Annotated in this window: 15 protein-coding genes; 4 read left to right on the top strand and 11 right to left on the bottom strand. The window is 40.3% G+C overall.

All coding sequences use genetic code 11. The features are described from left to right. Positions 1-8: 8 nt before the first annotated feature. The 10 genes from H5161_RS01790 to rsmD all read right to left on the bottom strand — a co-directional run bounded on the left by H5161_RS01790 (position 9) and on the right by rsmD (position 11,032). Positions 9-830, bottom strand: coding sequence for a class I SAM-dependent methyltransferase (locus tag H5161_RS01790; RefSeq protein WP_024597551.1), 822 nt, complete (start codon positions 828-830; stop codon positions 9-11). Positions 831-936: 106 nt separating this feature from the next. Beyond that, positions 937-2,523, bottom strand: a complete 1,587-nt coding sequence (purH, locus tag H5161_RS01785) for a bifunctional phosphoribosylaminoimidazolecarboxamide formyltransferase/IMP cyclohydrolase (protein WP_024603688.1) — start codon at positions 2,521-2,523, stop codon at positions 937-939. Positions 2,524-2,848: 325 nt separating this feature from the next. Then, entirely contained in the window at positions 2,849-3,139 is a 291-nt protein-coding gene (fis, locus tag H5161_RS01780) for a DNA-binding transcriptional regulator Fis (RefSeq protein ID WP_002957804.1), read from the bottom strand. Positions 3,140-3,158: 19 nt separating this feature from the next. Beyond that, a complete protein-coding gene (gene dusB, locus H5161_RS01775; protein WP_024603689.1) occupies positions 3,159-4,130 on the bottom strand; it encodes a tRNA dihydrouridine synthase DusB in 972 nt (323 codons plus the stop codon). A 282-nt stretch (positions 4,131-4,412) separates the two neighbouring features. Continuing rightward, positions 4,413-5,294, bottom strand: coding sequence for a 50S ribosomal protein L11 methyltransferase (prmA, locus tag H5161_RS01770; RefSeq protein WP_182715879.1), 882 nt, complete (start codon positions 5,292-5,294; stop codon positions 4,413-4,415). Positions 5,295-5,362: 68 nt separating this feature from the next. Then, positions 5,363-7,213 (bottom strand): RNA polymerase sigma factor RpoD, encoded by a 1,851-nt coding sequence (gene rpoD / locus H5161_RS01765; RefSeq protein WP_002957800.1) that lies wholly within the window; start codon positions 7,211-7,213, stop codon positions 5,363-5,365. Positions 7,214-7,603: 390 nt separating this feature from the next. Then, positions 7,604-9,355, bottom strand: coding sequence for a DNA primase (dnaG, locus tag H5161_RS01760; protein WP_165744708.1), 1,752 nt, complete (start codon positions 9,353-9,355; stop codon positions 7,604-7,606). Positions 9,356-9,599: 244 nt separating this feature from the next. Then, positions 9,600-10,046: a GatB/YqeY domain-containing protein gene (locus H5161_RS01755; RefSeq protein ID WP_007376027.1), complete on the bottom strand. Its 447-nt coding sequence runs from the start codon at positions 10,044-10,046 to the stop codon at positions 9,600-9,602. Between the two features lie 19 nt (positions 10,047-10,065). Beyond that, the gene (gene rpsU / locus H5161_RS01750; RefSeq protein WP_002957797.1) at positions 10,066-10,281 is read right to left on the bottom strand and encodes a 30S ribosomal protein S21; all 216 of its coding nucleotides are present in this window, start codon (positions 10,279-10,281) and stop codon (positions 10,066-10,068) included. A 145-nt stretch (positions 10,282-10,426) separates the two neighbouring features. Then, positions 10,427-11,032 carry a 16S rRNA (guanine(966)-N(2))-methyltransferase RsmD gene (gene rsmD / locus H5161_RS01745; RefSeq protein WP_182768562.1) on the bottom strand — a complete coding sequence of 202 codons (606 nt, stop codon included), beginning with the start codon at positions 11,030-11,032 and terminating at the stop codon, positions 10,427-10,429. Between the two features lie 207 nt (positions 11,033-11,239). Here rsmD and ftsY point away from each other — a divergent pair, with 207 nt between their 5' ends. From ftsY to rpoH, 4 genes are all read left to right on the top strand, one after another. After that, positions 11,240-13,192 carry a signal recognition particle-docking protein FtsY gene (gene ftsY / locus H5161_RS01740; RefSeq protein WP_182768561.1) on the top strand — a complete coding sequence of 651 codons (1,953 nt, stop codon included), beginning with the start codon at positions 11,240-11,242 and terminating at the stop codon, positions 13,190-13,192. Positions 13,193-13,279: 87 nt separating this feature from the next. Further along, a complete protein-coding gene (gene ftsE / locus H5161_RS01735) occupies positions 13,280-13,957 on the top strand; it encodes a cell division ATP-binding protein FtsE (protein WP_002957793.1) in 678 nt (225 codons plus the stop codon). Next, entirely contained in the window at positions 13,954-14,940 is a 987-nt protein-coding gene (ftsX, locus tag H5161_RS01730) for a permease-like cell division protein FtsX (RefSeq protein WP_002957792.1), read from the top strand. Before ftsE ends, ftsX begins: the two co-directional genes overlap by 4 nt. A 314-nt stretch (positions 14,941-15,254) precedes the next feature. Next, positions 15,255-16,118, top strand: a complete 864-nt coding sequence (gene rpoH, locus H5161_RS01725; RefSeq protein WP_002957791.1) for an RNA polymerase sigma factor RpoH — start codon at positions 15,255-15,257, stop codon at positions 16,116-16,118. Between the two features lie 344 nt (positions 16,119-16,462). Here rpoH and H5161_RS01720 read toward each other — a convergent pair whose 3' ends face one another. Then, positions 16,463-17,224, bottom strand: coding sequence for a divergent polysaccharide deacetylase family protein (locus H5161_RS01720; RefSeq protein WP_182720031.1), 762 nt, complete (start codon positions 17,222-17,224; stop codon positions 16,463-16,465). Positions 17,225-17,251 lie beyond the last annotated feature (27 nt).

Genomic DNA, 17,251 nt, shown 5'->3' with positions numbered 1-17,251 from the left:
ATTCCTATTTAAAGCGGTTTCTTAAATTTCAGCGTCATGCGGTCGCTTTCACCAATGGCTTTATATTTGTCAGCATCTTGTTCGCCGAGTCTTAAGCTTGGTGGTAGCGTCCATACACCTTTAGGGTGATCGGCTGTATCTTTTGGATTTGCATTTATTTCACTGCTTGCTACTAATTCAAACCCAGCTTGTTCAGCAAGGTCTACTACGTAGCTCTGCTTCATATAACCTGATGTTTTTTGATCTTCATCAGCACGCTCTTCAGCTAAACGGTGTTCAACTAAACCTAATGTACCACCTGGTTTAAGGGCTTTATAAAAAGCTTGGAATGCACTTAATGCACCGCTTTTATCTTTGCCCATATACCAGTTATGTACATTACGAAATGTTAAAACCATATCGGCACTGCCAGCTGGCGCAATATCTAAATGTGTTACAGGTGCAAACTCAGTAATTTTAACGCTACTAAAGCGCTTATCTTCAGCTACTTTTTGTTTAAAGCCTGCAAGAGAGCGTTGGTAGTAGCCAACTGATGAATCAGCAGGAAAATGCGCGGCATAATAAGTGCCTTGCTCTTTTAATGCTGGCGCTAAAATTTCACTATACCAACCACCACCGGGTGCAATTTCAACAACTGTCATGGTTGGTTTAAAGCCAAAAAATGCAAGTGTTTGAGCTGGGTGACGATATTCATCACGAGCGCTGTTTTTAGCATTGCGTTCGCTTGATTGAAGTGCATGTTCAAGGCTTGATTCGTGGTTATGGCTAAGCGCCATAGTCGATGTCATTGTTAGTGTGGCTACAAGTAGCGATTTTAGCGCAAATTTCATTGTTTGTTCCTTCACATTATAATTTTAAATAGGTTATTGAATAATCAGAATACGTGAATTTATAGCAAACAAAAAGGGTTAAACCAACGTTTAACCCTTTGTGTGATTAGTGGCGGAAATGGCGCATACCAGTTAGTACCATTGCCATGCCAGCTTCATCAGCAGCTGCAATCACTTCTTCATCACGCATTGAGCCACCAGGCTGAATTACCGCAGTAATGCCAGCGGCTGCGGCTGCGTCAATGCCATCACGGAATGGGAAGAATGCGTCAGACGCCATAACTGAACCTTTAACTTCAAGGTTTTCGTCGGCGGCTTTTATACCTGCAATTTTAGCTGAGTATACGCGGCTCATTTGGCCTGCGCCTACACCAATGGTCATACCGTCACGGGCATAAACAATTGCGTTTGATTTAACAAATTTAGCTACTTTCCAGCAAAACAGTAAATCTTTAAGTTCTTGCTCAGAAGGCTGGCGCTTAGAAACAACTTTTAAGTCGCCTTGCGTTACCATGCCTAAGTCGCGGTCTTGAACTAAAATACCGCCGTTAACGCGTTTAATATCTTGGCCAGCTGCTTTACCTGTCCACTGTCCACATTCTAATAGGCGCACGTTCTTTTTAGCTTCAACAATTTTTGCAGCGTCGCTCGAAATACTAGGTGCAATAATTACTTCAACAAACTGACGGTCAACAATTGCTTGTGCAGTTGCTGCATCTAGCTCTCGGTTAAAGGCAATAATGCCACCAAATGCTGATGTAGGGTCTGTTTTAAAAGCGCGCTCGTATGCTTGTAGAATATTGTCGCCAATTGAAACACCACACGGATTAGCATGTTTTACAATTACGCACGCAGGTACGTCAAATTCTTTAACACATTCAAGTGCTGCATCGGTATCTGCAATGTTGTTAAACGAAAGGGCCTTACCTTGCAATTGAGTTGCTGTTGCAACTGATGCTTCAGCAATGTCATTTTCAACATAAAAAGCAGCATCTTGATGTGAGTTTTCACCGTAACGCATATCTTGCTTTTTAGTGAACTGCATATTGATAGTACGTGGGAATTTAGTCTCTACAGCAGCTTCCTCGGTGTAATCAGGCACCATTTTACCGAAGTAGTTAGCAATCATGCCATCGTATTGTGCAGTGTGCTCGTAGGCGGCAATCGCTAAATCAAAACGTGTTTTGTACGTTGTTGAACCATTGTTGTTTTGCATTTCGCTAATAACACGGTCGTAGTCGCTCGCGTTTACCACGATTGTTACATCTTTGTGGTTTTTAGCGGCTGCACGAACCATTGTAGGGCCGCCAATATCAATATTTTCAATGGCATCTTCAAGGCTGCAGTTTTCTTGAGCGACTGTATTCGCAAAGGGGTATAAGTTAACTACAACTATGTCGATAGCAGAAATGTTGTTATCTGCCATTACGCTTTCATCTTGTCCGCGACGGGCTAATATGCCGCCGTGAATTTTTGGGTGAAGGGTTTTTACGCGACCATCCATGATTTCAGGGTGGCCTGTGTGATCTGATACTTCAGTCACTTTTATGGCGTTATCAGCAAGTAGTTTACATGTGCCGCCAGTTGATAAAATATCAACGCCTTGCGCTTCAAGTGCGCGGGCAAATTCAACAATACCGGTTTTATCAGACACACTTAATAGTGCGCGACGAATGGGACGATGAGTATCCATTGTAGTTTGATTTCCTCAGTTAATGAGCTAGCTTAGAAGCGGGCATTTTAACTGATTACTACTCAAAAAACGACTTATAAAGGCTCAATAAGCGTGAGCATTTTGCAATTTAGTTAATAAACTGTAGGCATAAAAAAAGCACCCTAAGGTGCTTTTTTTGCAAAATACCAGTTGTATTGGATTAGTAAGTAGTAATAACGATAGAAAAACAAGTCTATAACAAGGCAAAAATTTTGCAGTGTAGTTATTCTACATAAAAAACTTTTAACGACGTTATGGGCTTGTTTAGCTCGTTAGAATACTTACGCTTTCAATATAATTGGTATTAGTTCATGCCGTATTTTTTAAGCTTTTTACGTAAAGTACCACGGTTGATACCTAGTAAAATTGCTGCACGAGTTTGGTTACCACGTGTATATGTCATTACTTCTTCAAGTAATGGCGCTTCTAGCTCTGAAAGAACAAGGTCGTAAACGTCTTGCACATCTTGACCGTTAAGCTGCTTTAAATAGTGGTGAACAGCTTTTTTTACTGCATCACGCAATGGCTGCGGTTTCTCGTGTGACTGAACATGAGGGTTAGTGATAAATGGAGAAGTCACGTTTTGTTCGAACATTATTAAGTCTCTTTCTTTCTTAGTTAGCTGCTAGTGTTTTAAAGTATTGCTCTAATGCGACGACCTGTGCCTGTGGGTTGTCGAGCGCATTAAATACTCGCCTAAACTGACCATCACTGTCATGGGTTTGCAAATACCAAGATACATGTTTGCGAGCAATTCGCGCTCCCATTGGCTCACCGTAAAACATATGGAGGTTTGTTAAATGCTCCATTAATATACTGCGCACCTCTGCAATAGCAGGTGGCTGTAAATGTTCCCCAGTTCGCAAATAGTGGTCTATCTCCCTAAATATCCAAGGGCGACCTTGGGCGGCTCGGCCAATCATAATGGCATCTGCACCCGTATAGTCTAAAACCTGTTTTGCTTTTTCTGGTGATGTAATATCACCATTGGCAACAACAGGAATCGACACTGAACGTTTTATATCCCTAATCGTGGCGTACTCAGCATCACCTTTGTACATACATGCGCGCGTACGCCCATGTACAGCAAGTGATGCAATGCCATAACGTTCAGCTATTCTCGCAATCTCTACACCATTACGGTTATCCGGATCCCATCCTGTACGGATTTTAAGTGTCACAGGTATATCAACAGCATTAACAACTGCATCAATAATCTCTTCCACAAGTTCAGGAAACTGTAATAAGGCAGAGCCTGCGAGTTTCTTGTTCACTTTTTTTGCTGGGCACCCCATATTGATATCTATGATCTGTGCACCATTAGCAACATTGAATTGTGCGGCCTGCGCCATAAGCTCAGGATCTGCTCCTGCAATTTGCACCGCGCGTATACCCGACTCACCGCTGTGATCCATACGGTTCATCGACTTTTCTGTTTTCCAAACCTTAGGATTTGACGATAGCATTTCAGACACAGCTAAGCCCGCACCTAAGCGTCGACAAAGTTGTCTAAATGGTCTGTCTGTAATGCCTGCCATTGGCGCGACAATTACATTATTCTCAAGTTGGTATTTACCGATACGCACTATATTCAATAGGCCTCTTTTCAAGGGGCGCTAAGTTTACGGTTTTTTTCACAAAAATCAAAGGCTATAAATTGAACAAAAGTAACTTTTTTTTGCCCTTTTCGTATTGACATTTGATAACCACATGACAAGTAGGTTGATTTGTTTGAAATTCATACAGATTTTATTTTTTACAAGATAACTAGAAAATTTTTTGATATGTAAAAAAATAGTAAAGCCTGTTAAATACAGGCTTTACATGCATGTTTTGAGTTAATACTCTAGATTTGATTGTTCAATTTATTACGCTTTTTTAGTGCCACTTACTCGAGTCCAATCACCTTCAACGGCAATGTCATCTAGTTCAATAAACGGTGCATAAATGTCAGCAACCGATTTCGCTTGTTCTTCTAAAATACCTGACATGGCAATTTTACCACCTGGCTTTAATAACCCTAAAATCACACTATGTAATTCGCGAAGTGGCTGGGCTAAAATATTGGCCACTACTATATCTGCACTAAACTCAGGTTGGTTTTCTGGAAGGTATACTTCGAGTTTGTCTGCAACACCATTTCGGTTCGCGTTATCAAGGCTAGCTTCAAGCGCTTGAGGGTCAATATCTATCCCAATCATACGCTCTGCACCTAGTTTTATAGCTGCAATACCTAAAATGCCTGAGCCACAACCAAAATCAACAACCGTTTTACCCGTCAGATCTTGGCTTTCTAACCATTTAAGGCACAAGGCCGTTGTTGCATGCGTACCCGTGCCAAAAGCAAGGCCAGGGTCTAGCAATACATTTACAGCATCAGGGTCAGGAATGTCGCGCCAGCTTGGGCAAATCCATAGTTTTTCGCCAAATTGAATAGGGTGGAAGTTATCCATCCATTCACGTTCCCAGTCTTTATCTTCAAGTTGCTCGATTTTGTATACTAAATTGTCTTTTAGCTCATCATGGCGCTTCAATAACGCAACGACTGCGTTCATATCATGATTAGCTTCGAACAGGCCAATAACTGTGGTATCAGCCCAGAACACAACGGTGCCAATTTTAGGCTCGTAGATAGGGGTGTCTTTTGCGTCAATAAAGGTTACTGAAGCGCTACCCGCTTCCATTAATAGATCGCTTACGGCATCAGCTGTTGCAGCATTGGCATTAATACGAATTTGGATCCAAGCCATGGTTATTTCCTTCAAATAGAAAAAAGGCCGCTATAGCGGCCTTTTTAGTTTATATAGTAGCGCTAAAATTATTTAGCGTCTAAAAAGCTTTTCAGTAAATCTGAGCGAGAAGGGTGGCGTAATTTACGCAGCGCTTTCGCTTCTATTTGACGAATACGCTCACGTGTTACGTCAAACTGTTTACCTACTTCTTCTAAGGTGTGGTCGGTATTCATATCAATACCAAAACGCATACGTAGTACTTTAGCTTCACGAGCTGTTAAGCCTGCAAGTACATCGTTAGTTGCGCCACGAAGAGATTCCATTGTTGCCGAATCGATTGGCGAATCAATAGTTGTATCTTCGATAAAGTCACCTAAGTGAGAATCTTCATCATCACCGATTGGTGTTTCCATTGAAATTGGCTCTTTAGCAATCTTAAGTACCTTACGGATTTTATCCTCAGGCATCATCATGCGTTCTGCTAATTCTTCTGGATTTGGCTCACGACCCATTTCTTGTAACATTTGACGAGAGATACGGTTAAGTTTATTAATCGTTTCAATCATATGCACAGGGATACGGATTGTTCTTGCTTGGTCAGCAATAGAGCGTGTGATTGCTTGACGTATCCACCACGTAGCATAAGTAGAGAACTTATAACCACGGCGATATTCAAACTTATCAACCGCTTTCATCAGACCAATGTTACCTTCTTGGATCAAATCTAAGAATTGTAAGCCACGGTTTGTGTATTTTTTAGCAATTGAGATTACAAGACGTAAGTTAGCTTCAACCATTTCTTTTTTCGCACGGCGTGCTTTCGCTTCACCTATGCTCATTCGACGGTTGATGTCTTTAATACGCTCAATACTTAAACCTGTTGTTTGTTCAATAACAGATAATTTATTAATGCTACGAATGATTTCTGGCTTAACTTCTTCAAGTTTAGCTGAATACTTTTCGTTACCTGAAATTTCTAAATCAACCCAAGAAGCGTCAGTTTCGTTATTAGCAAAATGCTTAACGAATGTTTTCTTTGGTAATTTAGCAATTTGAACAGCTTGCTTCATGATTAGGCGTTCTTGAACACGAACACGATCCATCATTTCACGCATGTTATTTACCATGCGGTCAAACTGTTTAGGTATTAATTTAAATGTTCTGAAAAGCTCACCAATTTCAAAAATGGCTGCTTGTGATTCAGGATGCGAACGACCTTTAGCTTCAAACGTATCACGTGCTTTATTATATAAATCACGTAAATTTTCAAAATGAATACGAGCTTCTTCAGGATCTGGCCCTGTGTCTATCTCTTCTTCATCTTCATCATCGCTATCAGCATCATCTTTGTCATCTTTATCGTCGTCCTCAAGTTGCTTAGCACTTAATTCTGAACCGATGTTAGTTGCTGAAATTGGCGCTGTATCTTCATTAGGATCGATAAAGCCAACGATAATATCGCTTAAACGCATTTCTTCAGCTTCAAACTTATCCCACTGCTCTAGTAGGTAAGTGATTGCTTCAGGGTACTCAGCAACAGAAATCTGTACTTGATTAATGCCTTCTTCAATACGTTTAGCGATTACAATTTCGCCTTCACGTGTAAGAAGTTCAACAGTACCCATTTCGCGCATGTACATGCGAACTGGATCCGTTGTACGGCCGATTTCTTTTTCTACAGTCGCAAGGGCTGCAGCGGCAGCTTCAGCTGCGTCTTCGTCTGTCGTTGTTTCTTGCATCATTAATTCATCAGCATCAGGCGCGTTTTCGCTAACCTTGATACCCATGTCATTAATCATGCTTATGATATCTTCTACTTGATCTGAGTCTATAATGTCTTGTGGAAGGTGATCATTTACTTCTGCAAAAGTTAAGTAGCCTTGCTCTTTACCTTTCTGAATCAGAAGTTTTAATTGTGACTGAGGAGTTGGATCCATAGAGATTGTTTCTTCCACTCTGATAAGTTGATACAACAGGCGCCATCATGTAGTTTGCATTAAAGCTAACTAGAATAATGTGACGCAGTGAATAGCACAGTATAACAGTTTAAATCAATTTTGACTAGGGTCTGTTGGTCTTTCAGGATTAAAGTTTGTTCTATCCAAGGGTGGTTTAATCGCGGCGCGAGGTTTGTAACCTAGTGGGCTAAGTAAAAACCGAGCAACAAAGAGTAAACCTCCCTTGGGTCGAACCCAAAGGGCAGCGCGTGTTTGGTATTTATGCTGCGTTATCGCCTATTTATGTGGAATAACCACACTACATAAGCTCTGTCTTGTCTAAATACCAAACACACTGCTGTAAACTTAACCTCGAAAGATAAACAGACCCTAACTGTTAGTCGCTTTTAACGCTGTCATTAACAAATGACACTCAAGCCTTTCATCGCTACTAAGGCCTTGTGTCTTGTCCTTTATTAATAGGGTCTCGAGTCGATAATTTAAACACTGATCTTCAATAAACTTGAAAGTATTTTTAAAAACCGTCTCTAAACGTTCTTCATTTATCTCATGTTGCCACGTTGCAAGCTTGATTAATGGCTCGTAATCTTCAGTTCCTCGAAAAAACTCGAGCAGTTGCGCAGTGGTCACATTTTCTTTTTCTAAAGCTTGTTCTTGTAATCGTAATAACAGCCCTATGCCAGCAATGTTCATTTGTGCAAGCTCAGGTAAATACGGCACACTTTTAGCTAAATTAGGGTGCTGGATCAATATACCGATAGCTTGGCGCATAGGTGTTATTTTAAATTTACGTTCAATAGAGTGTTGTTGTTTAGGCGTTTTTAAACGGCTATTCAACTGCTCACGCGTTCTGCCAATTAAGCGTCCTAATTGTTCAAGAATGTTTTCTTGATAAAACTCACTTGGAATTTTTTCAATTAGTGGAAGTGCTGCACTAAGAAGTTTAGCTTTTCCTGAATCGAGTGTTAAATCAACCTCTTGGCTTAATTTATTAAACAATACTTTGGTAAAGTCATCTGCTTGGCTTAGGCGCAATTCGAATTGCTCCTTACCTTCTTTTTGTACAAGCGAGTCAGGGTCTTCGCCATCTGGTAAAAATGCAAATTGTAGTGCTTTACCATCGTTTAAATAAGGGAGTGCATTTTCAAGTGCCCGCCAAGCAGCGTCACGGCCAGCCCTGTCGCCATCGTAACAACAGATTACTTTATCAGTAGTTCTAAATAAAGTGTGCATGTGCTCGCTTGTTGTTGCTGTCCCCAGTGATGCAACTGCATATTCAATCCCTTGTTCAGCTAAGGCAACAACATCCATATAACCTTCAACAATCATTACATGATCAAGTTTTTTATGGGCTTGCTTTGCTTCGTAAAGCCCATAAAGCTCAAAGCCTTTATGGAAAATTCGGGTTTCTGGCGAGTTTAGATATTTTGGCCCTTGGTCGGCTTGCATTACACGCCCACCAAATGCAATAACGCGTCCGCGTTTATCGCGAATAGGGAACATTAGGCGATCGCGAAAAAAGTCAAATTGTCTGCCTGGTGTTTTTTCTGAAGCTAGCTTTAGCTCAACCAATTGCTCTTTTTGTTCTTTATTACGACCAAGCTGTAGGCATAGCCCATCCCATTCACTGGGAGCGTAGCCAATCATAAATTTTTTAACAGTTTCACCGCTTAAACCACGGCCTTTAACATACTCAATAACAGCAGCAGAATTACTATGGTGTTTTAATTGGTGCTGATAAAAGCGAGCAGTATGAAGCATTAAGTCGTAATCGGAGCGCTTTTGCGCAGCCGTACGCTCTGGTGCTGAATTTGCGCCTTGTTCTCGAGGTACTTCTAAGTTAAGCATGCTGGCTATTTCTTCAATAGCATCTACAAACTCTAGCTTTTCGTACTCCATTACAAACGAAATTGCATTACCATTAGCGCCACACCCAAAGCAGTGATAAAACTGTTTGTCTTGCGATACAGTAAATGAGGGAGATTTTTCGTTATGAAATGGGCAGCAAGCTTGATAATCCTTACCTGCTTTTTTTAGACCTACTTTTGAGTCTATCAGGTCGACAATATCGGTTCTGGCAAGTAAATCGTCTATAAAGTTACGTGGGATCTTTCCGGCCATTAGTAAAATACAGTCCTGAAATAATAAGAAGAAGAACGAATATGAAATTTACTTTTTTATACTTGCTTGATGCAAAATATAGTGTGCTTTAACTTACCAAAATGACAGCGAAATAAATAGGGAAGCTATAAAAAATTTCATTTTAAAGTAACCTAATCGGTGTACTTTTTATTAAAGTTAAAAACAAAGAAACCGAGCGCTAGGCTCGGTTTACTTCAATCATACTTTAATGTATGTGGGAGTATTAGGCAGTTAATCGTTGCTTAATTAAACCAGAAATCTTACCCATATCGGCTCGACCTTCAGCTTTGCTTTTGATTATACCCATTACTTTACCCATGTCTTGCATACCTGCTGCATTAGTATCAGCAATAGCCGCGTCAATGAGAGCAATTATTTCTTCTTCACTCAATTGTTGAGGTAAAAAAGTTTCAAGCGCTACTATTTCATTGGCTTCAATATCAGCTAAATCATCACGCCCAGCATCTTTGTACTGAGTGTAAGAGTCACGACGTTGTTTAACAAGCTTCACTATAACGGAGGTAATACCTGCGTCGTCTAGCGTTATTTGCTCGTCAATTTCACGTTGCTTGATTGCAGCAAGTACCATACGAATAGGGTTAAGACGTTGCTTGTCTTTAGCTCTCATCGCATCTTTTTGCGCATCTTTTAGCGTTATTAAAAGGCTCATTTATACAAGACCTAATATATTAGTATAATTTAACGCGACGAGCGTTATCACGAGAAAGTTTTTTCATGTGACGTTTAACTGCAGCAGCTTTTTTACGCTTACGCTCAGCTGTTGGTTTTTCATAGTGCTCGCGACGACGAACTTCTGAAAGGATTCCTGCTTTTTCACATGAACGCTTGAAGCGACGAAGTGCTACGTCAAACGGTTCGTTCTCTCTTACTTTAATTACTGGCATTAAAAATTCACCTACCTAAATTATGAGCGTTGCTCAAGTTGATCAAACATTGATCAAGTGGTTCAAAAATGGTGCGGTATTGTAATCCGAAGCAACACCACATGTAAAGGACAATATTAACAGAAACGCATTACGTTAAACAGTATTAATTTGCTTGGCGCTGGTACAGTTGGCAAAGTACTTGCCCCGCCTTTTTTTCTTTAATTAACAACCAGTTGGTTGGTTTTTCTAAGGCGGCTAGCTCTGCCTCTACTTCAACATAAATTAATGCGTCGTTGCTTAACCATTGGTTTTTTTCTAATAAATCGCAGGTTGTTTGCGCTAAATCTTTACGAAATGGTGGGTCAACAAATACAAGATTAAAGGCTTTGTTTGTGTTTTTTTGCTCTAAAAAGGAGAGCGAATTAGTATGTTTAACGTATGCGTTGTCGAGCTTTAAAGTGCTAATATTTTGTCCTAATTGCTTAGCAGCTAATGAGTCGAGTTCGATAAATGTAGCGCTTTTAGCATATCGTGATAGCGCTTCAAATCCCAATCCACCAGAACCGGCAAAACAATCAAGTACATTTGCGTCACGCGTATCTTGCATTAGCCAATTAAATACAGTTTCTTTAATTCGATCGGTAGTAGGTCTCAAGCCTTCTACGTTTTTAACCGGGAGTTTACGGCCTCGAAATTGACCACTAATCACTCTAATAAAGCCATCACTGGGCTTGTTAGCAGCTTTATTTTGCGTTGTTTTTTTTCTCATTTAGCTCACTAAAAAATGGTATATGGTATCTAGCTCAGATAATATTATGGGCGATTACGTGTAGCTTCATTTTTCAACCGCATTAAAAGTGTTACTATTAAACACTTACGTTTTGAATGGTTGTATTTATTAGCAACTATTGCTGGGCATTGCCAAGCTATTTCAAATTTTAGTTTATCAGATTTTTATAAGTGGTTATTAGCAAGTATGACAAAAAAAAGTAAATTCATGTCGTGGCTCGGTTTTGGCAAGTCAGATAAAAAAGAAGCAGAGCAAAAAGCAGCAGCTGATAAACAACAAGTATTAGCGCAAGAAGAGGCCCAGAAGCTAGAGCAAGAAAAACTAGCGCAAGAGCAAGCTGAAGCTGAACGGTTAAAAGCAGAGGCTGAAACAGAGCGTTTAGAACAAGAACGCCAGCGTGCTGAAAACGCGGAAAAAATTGCCATTGAGCAGGCCAATGCTGAATTACTTGCAAAACAGCAAGCAGATGCCGAGGCGCAAAGACAAGAACATGCGCAACGTTTAGCCGATCAAGAAAAAGAGATGCGCTTAGAGCAAGAACGATTAGCGGCAGAAAAAGTAGAGGCTGAGCGACTAGAGCAAATACGCCTTGAAAAACAAGATGAGGCGATCAAAGCCGAAAAGCTTGCAATCGAGCAAGCGAATGCTGAGTTATTAGCAAAAGAACAAGCGGATGCTGAAGCTCAAAGGCAAGAGCAAGCGAAGCGCTTAGCAGAACAAGAAGCGCAGATGCTTTTAGAGCAAGAACGCATTGCGGCTGAAAAAGCAGAAAATGAGCGCTTAGAGCAAGTACGTATTGCAGCTGAAAAAGCAGAGAATGAACGTTTAGAGCAAGAACGCATTGCGGCTGAAAAAGCAGAGAATGAACGCTTAGAGCAAGAACGCATTGCGGCTGAAAAAGCAGAGAATGAACGCTTAGAGCAAGAACGCCTTGCAGCTGAAAAAGCAGAAAACGAGCGTTTAGAGCAAGAGCGCCTTGCAGCTGAAAAAGCAGAGAATGAGCGTTTAGAGCAAGAACGCCTTGCAGCTGAAAAAGCAGAGAATGAACGCTTAGAGCAAGAACGCCTTGCGGCGGAAAAAGCAGAAAATGAGCGTTTAGAGCAAGAACGTATTGTAGCTGAAAAAGCAGAAAATGAGCGTTTAGAACAAGAACGTATCACAGCAGAACTTGCAATTGAAGAAGCTAAAAAAGCCGAAAAGCCAAAAAAAGAAGGGTTTTTCTCTCGTCTAAAAAAAGGCTTGTTAAAGACTCGCGTTAATATAGGTTCTGGTTTTGCGTCTATTTTTAGTGGAAAAAAAATAGACGACGAATTATTTGAAGATCTTGAAACTCAATTACTCACCGCCGATTTAGGCGTTGATACTACCATGAAGTTGATTGATCGTTTAACTGATGCAGCGAACCGTAAACAGTTAAAAGATGGTGATGCGCTTTATGAGTTAATGAAACAAGAAATGGCTGCGATGCTTAAAACGGCAGAACAGCCTTTAGTCATAAGCGAAGATAAAAAGCCGTTTGTTATTTTAATGGTAGGTGTAAATGGTGTTGGTAAAACAACGACTATTGGTAAAATGGCTAAGCAATTTCAAAACGAAGGTAAGTCGGTTATGCTGGCTGCTGGTGATACGTTTAGAGCGGCAGCTGTTGAGCAGCTTCAGGTTTGGGGAGAACGTAACAGCATTCCCGTTATTGCACAGCATACAGGTGCAGATAGTGCATCAGTTGTGTTTGATGCATTCCAAGCGGCTAAAGCACGTAATATAGATGTGTTAATTGCTGATACAGCTGGGCGCTTGCAAAATAAAGATAATTTAATGCAAGAGCTTGAAAAGATAGCTCGTGTAATGAAAAAGATTGATCCTGATGCGCCGCACGAAGTGATGCTAACTATCGATGCAGGCACAGGGCAAAATGCAATTAGCCAAGTAAACCTGTTTAATCAATGTGTTGGTTTAACTGGTATTACGCTTTCAAAACTTGATGGAACTGCAAAGGGTGGTGTTATTTTTGCGGTTGCAGATAAGTTTAATATTCCAATTCGTTACATTGGTGTTGGTGAAGGTATTGATGATTTACGCGCTTTTAAAAGCGATGATTTTATTGATGCGTTATTTAGCCAAGATGAGGACGACGTTTAATTTACCAAAAAAGGGAGCTAGCTCCCTTTTTAATTGCGAGGAATACTAATTTCATTAATGTGTTAATGGAGTTGGCATAATAAAAAGATGATAAATTTTCAGCAAGTAAGTAAGACCTATCCTGGAGGGCACCGCGCCCTCGAAAAAGTTAATTTTCATATTAAACCGGGTGAACTTGCCTTTTTAACTGGCCACAGTGGTGCGGGTAAAAGTACGTTGCTTAAGTTAATTAGCTTAATGGAACGTCCTTCAGCAGGTAGTGTATTTATCAACGGTGTTGATTTAAACAAAGTAAACTCGCGTCAAATTCCTTATGCTCGTCGTGATATAGGTATTATTTTTCAAAATCATAGGTTATTAGAGCGCTATACTATTTTTGATAACGTGGCATTACCTCTCATTATTGAGGGGACTCACCATAAGCAAATAGCTAAACGGGTCCATGGCGCCCTTGACAAGGTAGGCCTAATTGACAAAGTGAAATGTCATCCTTCAATGCTCTCTGGAGGCGAACAACAACGTGTTGGTATTGCCAGAGCTATTGTAAACTCCCCACCAATTTTACTAGCTGATGAACCAACAGGTAATCTTGACCCAGAGCTTTCAATGGAAATACTCAAGTTGTTTGAAGACTTTAATAAACACGGTACCACTGTTCTTATCGCAACGCATGATTTGGGTTTGGTTGCACGTATGAAGTATCGTAGCTTAACCTTAAAAGATGGCCGTATGCTTCAAGACCCGCTTGCTGAGGGGGCACTATGAGTTTACTTTTTAAAGGTCGCCAAAATAGTAACGACAAGCAAAAAAAATCAGTATTAGCTGGCGGTTATTTTTTTATTATTAATATTTTTCGCCAAGGTGTGCATAGCTTAGGTGAAATGTGGCGCACGCCGCTTGCGTCTATGATGACTATCGCTGTACTTGGTTTGAGCCTAACGTTACCTGCAACACTTTACTTAGTCGTTAAAAACGTACAGCAAGTGAGTAGTGGCTTTGAAGAGGCGAGTGAAATATCGTTGTTTGTAAAAGAAAGTATGAACGAGCAAGAAACGCAAACATTAGTAAAGCGTTTAGCACTTTACCCAGAAGTGGAAAGTGTTGAGTTTATTTCAAAACAACAGGCATTAACAGAATTTAAAGACGTATCTGGCTTTGGGCAAGCTTTGGAGTATTTAGATAAAAATCCATTACCGGATGTGGTACTCGTTACTCCAACAAAACGTCACAGACATCCAAATGCAGCTAAAGTACTGCTAACTAAATTAGAAAGTGAACGTGAAGTTGATTTTGGTAAGCTCGATATAGCCTGGTTAGAGCGTTTAAATGCATTACTAGATTTACTCAAAGAAAGTGTAATAACTATCGCATTATTACTACTTACCTCAGTGACACTTATTATTGGTAACACCATTCGTTTGTCGATCATGGATAAAAAAGAAGAAATACAAGTAATGAAGCTAGTAGGCGCAACGAACACCTTTATACATGCCCCATTTTTGTGGACCGGTATTTGGTATGGTGTAATAGGTGGTTTGTTTGCCTTTATATGCGTAGGACTGATGATGTGGTGGCTTTCAAGCGCTGTGAGCAGTGTAGCGGGGGTGTATCAAACAAGTTTTTCGTTAATAGGATTATCGCTTAATGAACTCGGCTTTTTAGTGTTACTTGCAACAAGCTTAGGATTTGTAGGCTCGTACCTTTCTGTAAATCGATATATTAAAGAAATAGAACCCGATAAAGTATAAAAAACCCTGCAAACTATAAGTGAACCAACCCAGCTTGATATGCGTATCGTATCGGACTGGGTTGTACCTCCCGTTACTAAAACTGTCATATTTGTGTACTATCCTCCCATAAAGTAATGAGTTGTAAATAAGGTGATGCGGTTAGGTTAATTGGCTGCAATCCCTCAATTCATCACTTATTCAGTCGCTTGTAGTAGACTAAACACATACTAAAAACTGCTTGATTTATACTTTTAAAAAGTTTTAAATTGGGGTTAGCACTCTTAGAGAAAGAGTGCTAAGATAGTTTCAAATGTTTATCACCGAGGTGAAAAATGAGTAAAGATTTATACGCAATGGCACTTACAGTCGGACAACAAAGCGCAAGCATGGACGGTTACCTTCAAGCGGTAAGCACTATTCCTATGCTTAAAGTTGAACAAGAGCAAGAACTTGCTAAAAGACTTCAGGAAGAAGGCGATCTTAGTGCTGCCAAGCAACTCATTATGTCGCATTTACGCTTTGTAGCACATATTGCTAAAAGCTACTCGGGATACGGCTTACCACAAGCTGACCTTATTCAAGAAGGTAATATAGGCCTGATGAAAGCGGTTAAACGTTTTGACCCTACAGTGGGTGTACGTTTAGTGTCGTTTGCAGTGCATTGGATTAAAGCCGAAATTCACGAGTTTGTTCTTAAAAACTGGCGCATAGTTAAAGTTGCAACCACTAAAGCGCAACGTAAATTGTTTTTTAATCTTCGTAAAAACAAAAAGCGTTTAGGCTGGTTCAACCAAGCTGAGGTTAGCACTGTTGCTAGCGAGCTAGGTGTGAGTGAAAAAGAAGTACGTGAAATGGAATCGCGCATGAGCGGCCAAGACATGGGCTTTGACCTAACTGGTGACGATAACGACGATGCACCAACAAGTACATACTCTCCAGTACAGTATTTAACAGATGGCGCAGCAGACTTAGCTGACGACGTTGAACAAGAGCAGTGGAAAGAGCAAGCGCATACTCGTTTATTTAGCGCACTTAAAACACTAGATGAACGTTCACAAGATATTGTTAGCGCACGTTGGTTGTCTGATGATAAAGCAACCCTTCAGGAGCTTGCACAAAAGTACAGTGTATCTGCTGAGCGTGTTCGTCAGCTTGAAAAAACAGCGATGAAAAAGTTACAAAGCGCTATGAGCTAATATTGCTCAAGCAGCAAAATTTAAAAAGCCCTGCATGAAAATGCGGGGCTTTTTGCTTTTGAGTAGGTTGGTTTGAGCGAAGCGAAACCCAACGATAAAATATCTAATCAAGTAATACCGATACTCTGCATTATCGAATGGTTATACCAATCCGCAATAATACTTAATCATTTTGCGAGGCTAAACGTGTCGCTACCTGCGTTAAAAAAGTCTCATTTAGAACAACTGAATAGTGAATTTTTTGCCTAGCTATCAACACGTTTTTCCGCCCTCAAAATAGACCACTTAATTAAGCGAATTGGTATTAGTTTATTATTCGGATATAGCATTATTTAAAGCTTATATTACCTAGCACTCACTCCCTTTCTCTCAGCATGCGCTAACTGAATGTACTTACGTTCAACTAATTGCGAAACCGGTACGAGTTCAAAACCTTGCTTAGTTAGCTCTGGTAAGGCATGGCGTAAAAATTCGATGGTTTCAGGGTAGGGATGAGCAATTGCAATGGCAAAGCTATGGGAAATGGCTAATTGTTTTAACTCTTCAAGCCTTAGCTGCAGTTGTTCTGGTGTAGTTATGTTGTCTAAAAACACTTGGCGACTAATATTAGCAACACCCAAAAAGTTAGCGGCATTTTGTGCCTGACTCAAATCGGTTGTGCGACTATCTAAAAAATATAAATGACGCTTTTTAAGTACTTCCATTGTCCACTTCATAGCTTGGCTTTTTTGCGTAAGCGCTGAGCCCATGTGGTTATTAACGCCTTTAACTTGCGGTAAACTAGCGAGAGCTGTTCCAAGAGTTTGCTGAAGCTGCTCTTTATTCATATTTAAAGTAAGCGCACCAGGCCCTAGTTCTTTACCGTTAAGTGCTTGCATAGGTACATGAAGCAATAACTCTTTATTTGATTGACTGGCAAGTGTTGCAAAAATTTGCGAATAAGGGGTATGGGGCAAAATTGAATACGACAATTGCCCAGGTAAGGAAAGGAACTCTAAGTCCCGTTGATGATAGCCTATATCGTCTATCACTATTGCTATTTGCTTGGCGCTAATTGTTGCAGAGCTAAAACAAATAGCTAATGTTAGCCATTTTATTATTTTCACGTTTATAGTTTTTATTATCTTTTTAGC

Source organism: Pseudoalteromonas sp. SG43-5 (assembly GCF_014164345.1).
Classification (GTDB): domain Bacteria; phylum Pseudomonadota; class Gammaproteobacteria; order Enterobacterales; family Alteromonadaceae; genus Pseudoalteromonas; species Pseudoalteromonas distincta.
Note: the sequence above shows the minus strand (reverse complement) of the source record. Positions and strands in the feature narration are given on the sequence as shown.